Origin of the sequence: Ensifer sp. KUDG1, assembly GCF_050434285.1 — a bacterium.
GTDB lineage: Bacteria > Pseudomonadota > Alphaproteobacteria > Rhizobiales > Rhizobiaceae > Ensifer.
The window spans coordinates 687,657-701,516 of record NZ_JBNDIG010000001.1; the positions used below are offsets into that span (position 1 = coordinate 687,657).

Sequence of the window (13,860 nt, forward strand, 5' to 3'; positions counted from 1 at the left end):
TCAAGTTAAGGCTTGCAAAGCGACGGAAGTCTCCGTATGTGAGCCGCCAAGCGACTGATGTCGCTTTATGTGCGGTTGTAGCTCAGTTGGTTAGAGCGCAGGTTTGTGGCACCTGAGGTCGTAGGTTCGATTCCCACCAACCGTACCATTTCTTCCCTATTCCACCGGTATAGAGACTTGCAGGGCGCCTTGCTTGGTCAGAACAGCTTGGCCAGGGCTCTGAGCGCCACGATATCCTGTACGCCGTTCTGATAAAGTTCGATGAGCCGGGCAGCGAGCGCCGATGCCTCTGCCGACTGGCGCGAAGGTTCTCGCTCGCGCAGCGCTTCCTTGAAGACATCGTCGATCTTGGTGAGTTCACCCGGCAGGATCGGCCGGCCCGGCATGGACACAAGCATCCTTCCATACTCCTTTGTCGAAGCGTGAGCGCGTGCCGACTGCGACCGGCGTGTCGGAGCCATCGCCTTGAGCAAGCAGCTCTCTTCCCTGTGAAAGCAACGTCGGACCAGCGCGCCGGGTTCCTGTCGTCGAGATACCCAATTCGGGCTAGTATTTGGGCGTTGGGCGGAGCCGGTTCGAATAGACACGAGACCCATCCGCCGGTAAAATTTGGCCAAGAGGATTCCCAGTAAGGCGTCGCAATCCATGGCCAAAGAATCCATCACACGGCGGCTTGCCGCCATCCTGGCTGCCGATGTCGTCGGCTACAGCCGGCTGATGGAGCGAGACGAGAAGACCACCTATACACAATTGATGGCGCGGTGGAGCCAAGTGCTGGAACCGCTCGTCGAAACCCACCAAGGCCGGGTGTTCAAGCGGACGGGCGATGGCGTGCTCGTGGAGTTTTCGAGCGCCGTCAACGCGGTCGAATGCGCCGCCGCCTTGCAGAGAGCGATGTTCCTAGCCAATGCGGACGTGCCCCACGATCAGCAGATCGTTCTGCGCGTCGGCATCAATATGGGCGATATCATGGTCGCCGACAGCGACCTTTACGGCGACGGCGTCAATGTCGCCGCCCGGATCGAAGCGCTCGCCAGGCCCGGCGGCGTGGCGATTTCCGATGGAGTGCACGAATATGTGCACGGCCGCATTAAGCTTGATTTCGTCGACAACGGCCACCACGAGGTCAAGAACATCGAGCGGCCGGTGCATATCTGGAGCTGGTCGCCGGACGAATATGCCGACGCGCCGATTAGGGTCGCCGCCGAGGCCCCGCCGCAACTTCCGAGCCGACCGTCGATCGCCGTGCTGCCCTTCGACAACATGTCCGGCGATCCGGAGCAGGGCTATTTCGCCGACGGCATTACCGAGGACATTATCACCGATCTCTCCAAGGTCTCCGGTCTCTTCGTCATCGCCCGCAATTCCTCCTTTGCCTACAAGGGCAAGTCGGCCGATATCCGTCAGGTCAGCCGCGATCTCGGCGTTCGCTACGTGCTCGAAGGCAGCGTGCGCCGCGCCGCCAACCGCATTCGCATCAACGCCCAGATGATCGACGGAACCACCGGGGGCCATCTCTGGGCCGAGCGCTACGATCGCGGCATCGAGGATATCTTTGAAGTCCAGGACGAGGTGACGCGCACCATCGTGACGGCGCTCAAGGTGAAGCTGACGGCTGGCGAGACGGAGCGGCGCGAGGGGCGCGGAAAGGTCGACCCGGAGGCCTACGATCTGCTCGTGCGGTCGCGCCAGGCGATCCTGCGGTTCGACGCGGTGTCATCGGCGGAAGCGCGCAGCATGCTCGAACGGGCGATCGTCATCGACCCGGAGCTTGCTGCAGCCTACGCGTCGCTCGCGATCATCGCGATGACCGACTACATCAATCGGTGGAACGGTGGCACCGTCGACAATATTGAGCGCGCCCTCAAGCTCGCGCAGAAAGCCGTCGAGACCGACGAGCATGAACCTCACGGCCATCACGCGCTCGCGATAGCGCTCTGCTGGAAGCGCCGCTTCGACGAGGCCGAGCGGGCAGCCCAGCGCACGATCGAACTCGACCCGAACTCCGCCGGCGGCCACACGCAGCTCGGCACGATCAGGGATTTTCTCGGCCAGTTCGAGGAGGCCTTGCCCTTCTACACCCGCGCCCACCGGCTCGATCCGCAGTTCGACCTGGCGCTGCATTTCCTTGGCCGGACTTTGCTCAATCTCGGCCGCTTCGATGAAGCCGAGATCGCCTTCAAGCGGCGCCTGGCCTTGGCGCCGCGGTCGGACATGACGCGCTTCTATCTCGCCTGCCTCTACGGTCGCACCGGACGTCATGAGGAAGCGCGGCGCTACTGGCACGAGGTCTTCGAGGTCAACCCGGACTTTTCCATCGACCACTTCAAGCGGGCGATGCCCTACCAGGATCCGGCCATCATTCCGCGACTGATCGACGGCCTGCGCGAAGCCGGGATTTCCCTTTAAATATCTGTCTCGACCGGGTTCGCTCGCGAGGAGCGTGCCTGGGCGCCTGATGTCTCAGACGAAGATCTGGTGCTCCGCCGTCACCAGTTCCTGCAGGAAGGCGACGACGGTGCGCACGCGTACGAGATCGCGTGCGCTTTCGTGATAGGTGGTCCAGTAGGCGCGGCGGATGGTCGTTTCCGGCAGGATGCGTTTCAGCTCCGGCGCATGGCGGGCAATATAGTTGTGCAGGATGCCGATACCGGCGCTGGAGCGCACCGCCTCCGTCTGGCCGGTGGCGCTGGAGATCTCGAAGGACGCGTCCCAGCTGCGCATGATCTCGGCGGAAAAATTCAAGGACGGCGTGAAGATCAGGTCCTCGACGTAGCCGATGCGGCGGTGTCCCTTCAGATCGTCGATCGTCTGCGGCGTACCGTGTCTTTCGAGGTAGTCGGCCGAGGCGTAGAGGCCGAGCGTATAGTCGGTGAGTTTCGAAGACACGAGCCGGCCCTGTTCCGGCCGCTCGATGGTGATCGCGATATCGGCCTCGCGCTGCGACAGTGAGAAGGAGCGGGGGACCGGCACCAACTGCAGCTTCAGTTCCGGGTATCGGGCGGTCAGCCTTCCGAGGCGGGGCGCGAGGAAAGAGACGCCGAAGCCGTCGGGCGCGCCGATCCGCACCGTGCCGGCGATCGCCGTATCTATCCGGCCGATCTGCGACTGCGCCGCCAGCATCTCTGTCTCCATCCGCTCGGCAGCACTGAGGAAGATTTCACCCTCGGCGGTCAGCTCGCAGCCGTTCGGCCGGCGCACCAGCAGCCGCGTCTTCATCGCCTCTTCCAGCGCAGTCACCCGACGGCTGAGCGTGGCATGGTTGACGCCCAGCCGCTTGGATGCGGCCAGGATCTGTCCGGTCCGCGCGACGGCTAGAAACATTCTGACATCGTCCCAGTTCATGGTGTTGAGCCCCGGTTGCGGTCGTTGGGCTTTAATTCTTGCACAACGGTTGCTGAAGATCGGAAATTGCTTTGTTTAAATCGTAGTGCGATCATGCCGCCACAATCAAGATCAGGAGGAGACATCCATGTACGAACTCGGTCATTTCATCGATGGCAAGCGCGTTGCCGGCAAGAGCGGCCGCGTCAGCAACATCTTCAATCCGGCAACCGGCGAAGTGCAGGGCACCGTGGCGCTGGCAAGCGACGCGGAACTTGCAGCAGCCGTCGAAAGCGCCAAGGCAGCGCAGCCGAAGTGGGCGGCCACCAACCCGCAGCGCCGTGCCCGCGTCTTCATGAAGTTCGTCGAACTTCTGAACGCCAACATGAACGAGCTTGCCGAGATCCTCTCGCGCGAACACGGCAAGACGATCGAAGACGCCAAGGGTGACCTTATCCGCGGTCTCGAAGTCTGCGAATTCGTCATCGGTATTCCGCATCTGCAGAAGAGCGAGTTCACCGAAGGCGCCGGCCCCGGCATCGACATGTACTCGATCCGCCAGGCTGTCGGCATCGGCGCCGGCATCACCCCGTTCAACTTCCCGGCGATGATCCCGATGTGGATGTTCGCCCCGGCCATCGCCTGCGGCAACGCCTTCATCCTGAAGCCGTCCGAGCGTGATCCGTCCGTTCCGATCCGCCTTGCCGAACTGATGATCGAAGCCGGCCTGCCGGCGGGCATTCTCAACGTCGTCAACGGCGACAAGGGTGCGGTTGACGCGATCCTGACGCATCCGGATATCGCAGCCGTCTCCTTCGTCGGCTCGACCCCGATTGCCCGCTACGTCTACGGCACGGCTGCCATGAACGGCAAGCGCGCCCAGTGCTTCGGGGGTGCCAAGAACCACATGATCATCATGCCGGACGCCGATCTCGACCAGGCCGCCAACGCCCTGATGGGCGCCGGCTACGGTTCGGCCGGCGAGCGCTGCATGGCGATCTCGGTTGCCGTTCCGGTCGGTGAGGAAACCGCCAACCGCCTGATCAGCAAGCTGACGCCGATGGTCGAAAGCCTGCGCATCGGCCCCTACACCGACGAGAAGGCCGACATGGGCCCTGTCGTCACCAAGGAGGCCGAACAGCGCATCCGCAGCCTGATCGACAGCGGTGTCGAGCAGGGCGCAAAGCTCGTGGTCGACGGCCGCGACTTCAAGCTTCAGGGCTATGAGCAAGGCCACTTCATCGGCGGCTGCCTGTTCGACAACGTCACCCCGGACATGGACATCTACAAGACCGAAATCTTCGGGCCGGTTCTCTCGGTCGTCCGCGCCAAGACCTACGAGGAAGCCCTCGATCTGCCGATGAAGCACGAATACGGCAACGGCGTCGCGATCTACACCCGCGACGGTGACGCTGCCCGCGACTTCGCCTCGCGCATCAACATCGGCATGGTCGGCGTCAACGTGCCGATCCCGGTTCCGCTCGCCTACCACTCGTTCGGCGGCTGGAAGTCCTCGTCCTTCGGCGACCTCAACCAGCACGGCCCGGACTCGATCAAGTTCTGGACCCGCACCAAGACCATCACCGAGCGTTGGCCCTCGGGCATCAAGGACGGTGCCGAGTTCGTCATGCCGACGATGAAGTAACAACGGGATAAAGATCCTCCCGCCTCGGGGCCTCCTTCGGGAGGCCCTTTTTTGTTGCATTCTGTGTTGCGCCACAACTAATTTGAGATTCGGGCCGAGCGGTTGCGAATATCGATCGCACGCCGGACGTTCTATTGCGGAAGGCCTTGCGGGCGGGGGCGCGCATGGCGCGTTTTTGAATGATTTCATGCTGTTGAAACGCGGCCGCAACGCTTTTCCAAGTACGGCCGCACGTGATCGAGAGGGATATCATGGTGGTAGCTGAAGCGGCATCGTTTCAAGCAACTCCGGCGCGCGACGCGCCGAGCGATTTTCACCGTTTCGCCTTCATGGGAAGCGGCAAGGAGTATTTCGGCATCTGGATCGTCAACGTGCTTTTGACGATCGTGACGCTTGGCATCTATTCGGCCTGGGCAAAGGTTCGGCGCAACCGCTATTTCTACGGCAACACGGTTCTGCTCGGCCGTGCCTTTGAGTACCACGCCAAGGGCAAGCAGATCCTGATCGGGCGGGTCATCGTTTTCAGCTATCTGATCGTCTACAACCTGCTGCTGACATTCGTTCCGATCGCCGGCATCATCCTTATCCTGCTCTCGCTGTTCTTCATTCCCTGGCTCGTGGCGCGGGGCTTGCGCTTCAGCGCAAGGGTGACGAGCTACCGCAACGTGCGCTTCGATTTCGTCGGCGGCTCCGGTGGTGCCTTCAAGGCCTTCATTCTCGGCGGTTTTCTGACCGTTGTCACGGCGGGATTGCTGGCACCGCTCGCCAGCCGTTGGGTCGGGCGCTACGTCGGATCGAACATGCGCTTCGGTGGAAAGGCGTTCGAAACCAACCCGGCATTCGGCCCTCTCTATCGCGGCCTGTTTCTTGCCATAGGACTGGCTTTGGCCATCACCCTTGTCGTCACCGCGATTGTGATGGGAACACTGCGCGCCGCACCACAGTTGTTTGAATCGACAGCCTTTGATCCAGCCGACATCCAGATCTGGCACTGGATCGTCATTGTCGCCGGCTATGTGGTGACGGCGTCGCTCTACGGGGTCGTTGCGTTGTTTTACAGCGCAGCCGTGCGCAACGCAGTCTGGAACGCGACGGTCTTTGACGGGAAACACAGGTTCTCCAGCCGGCTGTCGCGTGGCCGCTACACCTTGATCGCCATCACCAACCTTCTCGCGACGATCGTCTCGCTGGGCCTGTTGCGCCCATGGGCGGCCGTGCGCATGGCGCGCTACAAATGGGCACTGACCGGCGTGACCGTAGTCGGAGCCGTCGGAACGCTGATGAGCGAGATAGAAGCGCAATCGTCCGCGGTTGGCGCCGAGTTCATGGATTTCGAAGGGTTCGATTTTGGCTTCTAGCAGTGTCGAGATCGCCCGCGGCGAATGGCATCCGGCCGGCTCGAGCCGGTCGGAGCCTGCACTGCTGGTGGAAGAGGGCGGACGCCTGAAGGCCCTGGACGGGGCGGGCGCCGAGCTTACAAGCGGCCCCCTTGCGGCCGTCGCTATTTCCGATCGTGTCGGCGCGATTCCGCGTCGAGTGGAATTTGCCGACGGTTCCTTGTTCGAAACGCCAGATAACGAGGCCATCGACCGTTTCCTTAGGCTGAAGGGTCGGGTCAACCATGTCCACGAATGGGAGCGGTTCCGACCGCGTCTCATTGCCGTGGTGGTCGCGACCGCGCTTTGTATCGTCGCCATCTATCGCTACGCGGTACCTGCGCTCGTTGAGATCGCGGTTCTGGTCATGCCGCCGATCGTGCCGGAGCTGATGTCGGCGGGCACGATGGAAACAATGGACAAGACCCTGTTTGCTCCGACCCAACTGGCGGTCGAAAGGCAGGGCAGGATTCGCGAGGGGTTCAGTGCTATCGCAGTTCAATCCGGGCGCGGCGAGGCCGGCTACACGCTTCACTTCCGGCAAGGCGGAGTGATCGGGCCAAATGCGTTTGCGCTGCCGGATGGCACGCTTGTCGTCACGGACGAACTGGTGGAGCTTGCCGGCGATGACACGGAAATGATCGTCGGCGTGCTCGCGCACGAGATCGGCCATGTCGAACTCGAGCATAGCCTGCGCCAGATCTATCGCGCTGCCGGCGTTGCCGGCCTCATCATGATGATCGGCGGCGATATCGGGTCTGGAACCGAAGATCTGCTGGTGCAGGGCGCCGGCCTTCTTTCGCTTTCCTATTCGCGCGGGGCGGAAAGTGCGGCCGATAGGCATTCGGTGGAGCTGATGCAGAAGGCGGGCAGGGATCCGGTGGCAATTGCCCGCTTTTTCGATCTGATCGAGGAAAAGCTCGACGATCATGGCGAAACCAGCATCCTGTCGACGCATCCAGGGACGCCGGAGCGGCGCCAGGCGATCCTCGACTATGCGGCGGAGTTGCGCGCCAAGGCGCAATGAGCCTGCAGGACCTGTCGTCTCGCTATTCCCGAAACGAAAACAGCGGGCCGATGGCCCGCTGTTTCTGTCTTGCGACTTGTCTGTGATCAGTCCTGCGGACCGTCGTTGTAGCCGACCTTGTCGACCAGCTCGGAAGCCTTCTTGCGGTTCGAAGCGATGTCGGCGAGCGGCAGTTCGTCCGGCTTGATCGTGCCGAAGGACTTGACGACGTCAGACGGCTCGGCGCCCGGCAGAACCGGATACTCGAACACCTGCTCGGCGTAGATCTTCTGGGCTTCGCCTTCCGACAGGAATTCCATCAGCTTCAGCGCATTGTCCTTGTTCGGGGAGTTCTTGGCGAGCGCCATGCCCGAAATGTTGACGTGCGTGCCGCGGTCCTTGGCGTTCGGGAAGAGCACCTTGATGGCTGCTGCCCAATCCTTCTGTTCCGGCTCCTTCTCGTTGGTCATCATCAGACCGACATAGTAGGTGTTGCCGAGTGCCAGGTCGCATTCGCCGGCGAGGATAGCCTTGGCCTGGTCGCGGTCGCCACCGTCAGGCTTCTTGGCGAGGTTGTTCTTCAGGCCTGTCAGCCACTTCTCGGTCTCGGCTTCGCCATGGTGGGCGATCATCGAGGCGAAGAGGCCGATGTTGTAGGAGTGCTGGCCGTCGCGGGTGCAGATCTTGCCCTTCCACTTGGGGTCGGCAAGCTCTTCATAGGTGATGTCGTCCTGCGCAACGCGCTCCTTGGAAGCATAGACGACGCGGCCGCGGGTGGTGAGGCCGAACCAGTTGCCCTCAGGATCGCGGAAATGCGCCGGGATGTCCTTGTTGATCGTCTCGTTGACAACAGGCTGGGTGACGCCAGCATCCTTCGCCTCGGTCAGGCGGCTGATGTCGACGGTCAGGATCACGTCGGCCGGCGAGTTGGCGCCTTCGGCCTGGATGCGCTCGACGAGACCCTTGTCGAGGAAGAGCACATTGGTGGTGATGCCGGTTTCCTTGGTGAAGGCGTCGAGCAGCGGCTTGATCAGGTCGGGCTGCCGGTACGAGTAGATATTGACTTCACCATCGGCCCAGGCGGCGCTCGTTGCCAGCAGGGTTGCGGTCAGGGACAGAACGCCCATCGCTGCTCTTGAAACGGACATCGCTTCCTCCATTTTCTCGTTTGAGCTAAGTTAACAAAATTCCTCATCTTTCTGACCGGGGCGCCGCAATCAGTCAATCAGGAAACCGTAAACGCTCAACAAGAAGTGACTTTTCTGGCTTTTTGGAATTGTTCCAAACTACGATCCGTCCTATATGATGAGTTCGTGAACCTCTCGATGCCGGAGTGAATGATGCGTCTGACGAAGCAAACGAACTACGCGGTTCGCATGTTGATGTACTGCGCCGCCAACGGGGAAAAGCTCAGCCGCATTCCCGAAATCGCCAGGGCCTATGGCGTTTCCGAGTTGTTTCTCTTCAAGATCTTGCAGCCGCTGACCAAGGCCGGCCTCGTTGAAACCGTGCGTGGCCGCAACGGCGGCGTACGCCTGCCGAAGCCTGCCTCGGCGATCACGCTGTTCGACGTCGTCAAGGTGACGGAAGACAGTTTCGCGATGGCGGAATGCTTCGAAGCGGGTGAGATCGAATGCCCGCTCGTCGACAGCTGCGGCCTGAACTCGGCGCTGCGCAAGGCGCTGAACGCTTTCTTCGAAGTGCTGCAGGGCTACACGATCGACGACCTCGTCAAAGCCCGCCCGCAGATCAACTTCCTGCTTGGCCTGGAAGAAACCAAGCGTCCGCAGACCTCGGCTGCCTGAAATTTCCGAACACCGTCGCGCATATCGCGCGGCGTGGCCTGGCGGCTAACGTGCCGCCGGGTGTTACTCCTGCGGTAGATATTCCCGCAATATGAAGTCGATCGCAGTGGGGTCGATTTCAGCCTTGTCGATGCGGAAATCGGCGCCGTAATCCTCCAGATTCTGAAAATAGGCATCGGCGAGCGACGCTGAGATCACGCCGATCGGGCCGATATAGCCCTGGTGCCGGAAGGCTGGGACCGTCTCGCGGAAATCGAGCTGCGGCCGCAGGCGGTTGTCGAGCAGGATCATCGACACCGGTTTGCCCGAGCGCAGGAATTCGAGCGCATCGTCCATCGTCTGGCAGTAGTGCAGCTCGATGTCGATGCTGCTCACCTTGCGGATGAGCGCGCGCAGGATCAGGTTTTCTGCCGGGTCGTCGTCAACGAGCAGGATGTGTGCTTTTCGCGTCATGACCGAATACCCTTGCTGATGGCGGGCGTCCCGTTCGTTGGGCGTGGCGGTGCGAAACGCGGCCACGCATCGGCTGCTACTGGATGATCTGCTCTCGGATTGCCTTCGCCACCATCTGGGTGCGATTGACGACGTCGAGTTTCTTCAGGATCGTTGCGGTGTGTGAGTTCACCGTGTGCTCAGACACCGAAACGATGAGCGCGATCTCGCTTGCCGTCTTGCCGTGCGAGATCCATTTGAGGATTTCGGTTTCGCGCGGCGTCAGTCCCATCCCGGCCTTGTTGGCAAGCGCGATGCGATAGAAATAGTCGAAGGCGGCGATCGCGTCATAGGCGAGCGCGACATGCTCGGCCCGGCCGATATCCTCCCCGTCTCCGAGAAAGAGCACGGCGTAGCGTGCGCCGGTCGAGGCTGCGTGCACCGGCACGCTGACGAGCAGTTCGAAGCCGAGCTGCACCAGGAGGTTCTGCCCTGCGTCGCAGCCGGGGTCGTCCGCCCGCCAGACCGACGAGATCGCCGAACGGTGCAGTGTCTTGTAGAACACGGAGTCGCCGAAGCGGTGGCGCTTGTCGTATTCTTCCGCGAGCCCGGAGGGCAGGTCGTGCAGCACCAGGCGGGTGGACAGCATGCAGGCGTCGTTCTCGTTGCCGAGCTGCAGGATGCCGAAATGGCTGAAGCCGAAGCGCAATGCCATCGTATGAAAAATGCGGAAGAAATCGACGCGGTTCAGCGCCTTCTCTAGCTCGTCGCGAAGGTCGTATCGCCTGTGATTTTCCAGCAAAGCCGCCACGGACTGGCTATCCCCTTATCGTCGCGCGGCAGTTTATCCCGCGCGCCGCAGCGATCAATCGGCAATGTGCGTTGCCGGTATTGCAGGCAGGCTGCGTCATGCCCGTCCCTCGGCAAGCCTGCCGAACGACTGAAAGCAGTAAAAGGCAGCTGCCGGTCCCTCCCAAGGACGTCTGGGCACGTCGAATGTCTCCCCCGAGTTTTGTATACATTTTATTGCACAATCCCGTTCGGGATTTCTACCATAGTATCTTGGGATTGACGGAAAGCTGTCGAAACCGAATCGCAGGTCCGTGCGGCCAATGACCACGGCTTTCTCCATCGCGCATTCGCCGAGGAGCGCAGGCGGCTGCCGCGGGCCGGCATCGCGCCGCTGACGGGCGGGCAGGGCGGGCCGCAGGCCCTGCGAAAGCGGCCAAAACGCCATGGAGTTTCAGTGCTGCAGTGCACCGTTTTGTCAGTCGATTCTAAAACAGTGGACGAATATCCCGGCTCTACCTGCGGACGAATTTTTCGCATAGACAAATTTCTGCGGCGACTTATTGCAATGCGACGCCAAATGTCGTTCCATCCGGCCTTGACCGGGGGGCAACGGCATTCCGCGTCAGGAAAACACGAGAACAAAAACAAATCTGGGAAGCAAAGCTCATGAAAAAGCTCACTACTCTGTTTGCAGCGACGGCGCTTGCCACGCTGATGGCCGGCTCCGCCTGGTCGAAGACGTTCGTTTATTGCTCGGAAGGTTCGCCAGAGGGTTTTGACCCGGGCCTGTACACCGCCGGCACGACCTTCGACGCGGCTGCGCACACGGTTTACAACCGCCTGCTCGAGTTCAAGAAGGGCACGACCGAAGTTGAGCCGGGTCTCGCCGAAAGCTGGACGATCTCCGACGACGGTCTGGTCTACACCTTCAAGCTGCGTCCGGGCGTCAAGTTCCAGACCACCGAGTTCTTTACGCCGTCGCGTGACTTCACTGCCGACGACGTGGTGTTCTCCTATGAGCGCCAGCTGAAGGCTGACAACCCGTGGAACAAGTACATTGCTGGCGCTTCGTGGGAATACGCAGCCGGCATGGGCTTCCCGGAAGTCATCAAGTCGGTTGAAAAGGTCGACGACCTGACCGTCAAGTTCACCCTGACGCGCAAGGAAGCTCCGTTCCTCGCCAACATCGCGATGCCGTTTGCTTCGATCCTGTCGAAGGAATACGCCGACAAGCTGCAGGCTGACGGCAAGATGGAGCAGATGAACCAGATGCCGCTCGGCACCGGTCCGTTCGCTTTCGTTGCCTACCAGCAGGACGCGGTCATCCGTTACAAGGCAAACCCGGACTACTGGGGTGGCAAGCAGAAGATCGACGACCTCGTCTTCGCGATCACCTCTGACGCTTCGGTTCGCTTCCAGAAGCTCCAGGCTGGCGAATGCCACCTGATGCCGTTCCCGAACGCTGCCGACGTTTCGAAGATGAAGGCAGACCCGAACCTGAAGGTCATGGAACAGGCCGGCCTCAACGTCTCCTACCTCGCCTACAACACCACGCAGGCTCCGTTCGACAAGCCGGAAGTCCGCAAGGCGCTGAACAAGGCGATCAACAAGCAGGCGATCGTCGATGCCGTCTTCCAGGGCGCTGCCCAGCCGGCCGTCAACCCGATCCCGCCGACGATGTGGTCGTACAACGACAAGATCGAAGACGACACCTACGAGCCGGAAGTCGCCAAGAAGATGCTTGAAGACGCAGGCGTCAAGGACCTGTCGATGAAGCTCTGGGCAATGCCGGTTTCGCGTCCGTACATGCTGAACGCCCGTCGCGCAGCTGAACTGATGCAGTCGGACTTCGCCAAGATCGGCGTCAAGGTCGAGATCGTCTCCTACGAGTGGGCCGAATACCTCGACAAGTCCAAGGCGAAGGATCGTGACGGTGCCGTTATCCTCGGCTGGACCGGCGACAACGGCGACCCGGACAACTTCCTCGACACGCTTCTCGGCTGCAACGCTGTCGGCGGCAACAACCGTGCACAGTGGTGCAACCAGGAATTCGACGCTCTCGTGAAGAAGGCGAAGGAAACCTCTGACCCGGCAGAGCGCACCAAGCTTTACGAAGAGGCGCAGGTCGTCTTCAAGCGCGAAGCGCCGTGGGCCACGATCGACCACTCGCTCTCGGTCGTGCCGATGCGCAAGAACGTCGAGGGCTTCGTTCAGAGCCCGCTTGGTGATTTTGCCTTCGACGGCGTGGACATCACCGAGTAATTTAGTTAACTGATCCTTAAGGGGGCGTTTGCCAAGGGCAAGCGCCCCTCTTTGCATCCACTATAGCGACCCCGAGTTCCTGCTGGAGCGCAAAAGGTCGCTGTGGCATTTCGACTTGCTGTATGCTTGGCCGTTAAGTGGGAAAGCATGCGGTGGTGCCAGCGGCGGGATACAATGCCGCGGCAACATGGCGCGGGGTTTAACATGTTCCGATTTCTCTTGGGGCGATTGGCTGTCCTGATACCGACCTTCGTCGGCGTCTCCATCATCGCCTTCTCCTTCATCCGCCTGCTTCCGGGCGATCCGGTTGCGCTGCTTTCGGGCGAGCGCGTCATGTCGCCGGAGCGACATGCGGAAATCTCACACGCACTCGGCTTCGACCGGCCGATCGTGGTGCAATATCTCGATTATCTCTGGGGCGTGCTCCAGGGGGACTTCGGCACCTCGATCGTCACCAAGAAGCCGGTCATCGACCAGTTCTTCGAACTGTTCCCGGCAACCGTCGAGCTTTCGCTCTGCGCGATCCTGTTTGCGGTCATTCTCGGCATTCCGGCTGGCGTGATTGCTGCGATCAAGCGCGGCTCGGCCGTCGACCAGGCGATGATGGGCACGGCGCTCGTCGGCTTTTCGATGCCGATCTTCTGGTGGGGCCTGCTGCTCATCATGCTCGTTTCCGGCATGCTGCAGTGGACGCCGGTCTCCGGCCGCATCTCGCTGATGTACTTCTTCCCGCCGGTCACCGGCTTCATGCTGATCGACTCGCTCCTGTCCGGCCAGGCTGGCGCCTTCAAGTCGGCCGTCAGCCATCTGATCCTGCCGACGATCGTGCTCGGAACCATTCCGCTTGCGGTCATCGCGCGTCAGACGCGCTCGGCGATGCTTGAAGTTCTCTCCGAAGACTACGTGCGCACGGCACGTGCCAAGGGCCTTTCGACCTTCCGGGTCGTCGGCGTCCATGCGCTGCGCAATGCGATGATCCCGGTGGTCACCACCATTGGCCTGCAGGTGGGCGTCATGCTCGCCGGCGCGATCCTGACCGAAACGATCTTCTCCTGGCCGGGCATCGGCAAGTGGATGGTGGATTCGGTGTCGCGTCGCGACTACGCCGTCATCCAGGGCGGCCTGCTCGTCATCGCTGCGGTGATCATGCTGGTCAACCTGATCGTCGACCTGCTCTACGGTCTCATCAATCCGCGCATCCGGCACTAAGGAGGGCGT

General features: G+C 61.4%; 12 protein-coding genes and 1 tRNA gene. 8 read left to right on the forward strand and 5 right to left on the reverse strand.

The annotated features are described in order from the left end of the window. The first annotated feature begins 71 nt into the window (after positions 1 to 71). Positions 72 to 148: transfer RNA gene (locus tag M2267_RS03385), tRNA-His, on the forward strand. Positions 149 to 197: 49 nt separating this feature from the next. On the opposite strand, the gene M2267_RS03390 is transcribed toward M2267_RS03385, so the two are convergent. Beyond that, complete coding sequence (locus M2267_RS03390; protein WP_043618234.1) at positions 198 to 398, reverse strand: hypothetical protein; 201 nt, start codon at positions 396 to 398, stop codon at positions 198 to 200. Between the two features lie 247 nt (positions 399 to 645). Between M2267_RS03390 and M2267_RS03395 the strand changes: the two genes are divergently transcribed. Further along, complete coding sequence (locus M2267_RS03395; protein WP_429112480.1) at positions 646 to 2,409, forward strand: adenylate/guanylate cyclase domain-containing protein; 1,764 nt, start codon at positions 646 to 648, stop codon at positions 2,407 to 2,409. Between the two features lie 54 nt (positions 2,410 to 2,463). Here M2267_RS03395 and M2267_RS03400 read toward each other — a convergent pair whose 3' ends face one another. Beyond that, positions 2,464 to 3,345 carry a LysR family transcriptional regulator gene (locus M2267_RS03400; RefSeq protein ID WP_043618241.1) on the reverse strand — a complete coding sequence of 294 codons (882 nt, stop codon included), beginning with the start codon at positions 3,343 to 3,345 and terminating at the stop codon, positions 2,464 to 2,466. Positions 3,346 to 3,472: 127 nt separating this feature from the next. On the opposite strand from M2267_RS03400, the gene M2267_RS03405 reads away from it, so the two are divergent. From M2267_RS03405 to M2267_RS03415, 3 genes are all read left to right on the forward strand, one after another. Continuing rightward, positions 3,473 to 4,969 (forward strand): CoA-acylating methylmalonate-semialdehyde dehydrogenase, encoded by a 1,497-nt coding sequence (locus M2267_RS03405; RefSeq protein WP_429112481.1) that lies wholly within the window; start codon positions 3,473 to 3,475, stop codon positions 4,967 to 4,969. Between the two features lie 251 nt (positions 4,970 to 5,220). Next, positions 5,221 to 6,327: a YjgN family protein gene (locus tag M2267_RS03410; protein ID WP_429112482.1), complete on the forward strand. Its 1,107-nt coding sequence runs from the start codon at positions 5,221 to 5,223 to the stop codon at positions 6,325 to 6,327. After that, positions 6,317 to 7,372: a M48 family metallopeptidase gene (locus M2267_RS03415; protein ID WP_429112484.1), complete on the forward strand. Its 1,056-nt coding sequence runs from the start codon at positions 6,317 to 6,319 to the stop codon at positions 7,370 to 7,372. The genes M2267_RS03410 and M2267_RS03415 overlap by 11 nt, the downstream gene beginning before the upstream one ends. An 86-nt stretch (positions 7,373 to 7,458) precedes the next feature. On the opposite strand, the gene M2267_RS03420 is transcribed toward M2267_RS03415, so the two are convergent. After that, positions 7,459 to 8,478: a Fe(3+) ABC transporter substrate-binding protein gene (locus tag M2267_RS03420; RefSeq protein WP_429113032.1), complete on the reverse strand. Its 1,020-nt coding sequence runs from the start codon at positions 8,476 to 8,478 to the stop codon at positions 7,459 to 7,461. 213 nt (positions 8,479 to 8,691) lie between these two features. Between M2267_RS03420 and rirA the strand changes: the two genes are divergently transcribed. Continuing rightward, positions 8,692 to 9,156 carry an iron-responsive transcriptional regulator RirA gene (gene rirA, locus M2267_RS03425; RefSeq protein ID WP_034801384.1) on the forward strand — a complete coding sequence of 155 codons (465 nt, stop codon included), beginning with the start codon at positions 8,692 to 8,694 and terminating at the stop codon, positions 9,154 to 9,156. A 63-nt stretch (positions 9,157 to 9,219) separates the two neighbouring features. Here the strand turns inward: rirA and M2267_RS03430 are convergent, their stop codons facing one another. Next, entirely contained in the window at positions 9,220 to 9,675 is a 456-nt protein-coding gene (locus M2267_RS03430; RefSeq protein ID WP_402323297.1) for a response regulator, read from the reverse strand. A 10-nt stretch (positions 9,676 to 9,685) separates the two neighbouring features. Continuing rightward, positions 9,686 to 10,399 carry a helix-turn-helix transcriptional regulator gene (locus M2267_RS03435; RefSeq protein ID WP_052201830.1) on the reverse strand — a complete coding sequence of 238 codons (714 nt, stop codon included), beginning with the start codon at positions 10,397 to 10,399 and terminating at the stop codon, positions 9,686 to 9,688. Positions 10,400 to 11,046: 647 nt separating this feature from the next. On the opposite strand from M2267_RS03435, the gene M2267_RS03440 reads away from it, so the two are divergent. After that, positions 11,047 to 12,642, forward strand: coding sequence for an ABC transporter substrate-binding protein (locus M2267_RS03440; protein ID WP_034800843.1), 1,596 nt, complete (start codon positions 11,047 to 11,049; stop codon positions 12,640 to 12,642). A gap of 204 nt (positions 12,643 to 12,846) precedes the next feature. Beyond that, positions 12,847 to 13,851, forward strand: a complete 1,005-nt coding sequence (locus tag M2267_RS03445; protein ID WP_034800844.1) for an ABC transporter permease subunit — start codon at positions 12,847 to 12,849, stop codon at positions 13,849 to 13,851. Positions 13,852 to 13,860: the final 9 nt, after the last annotated feature.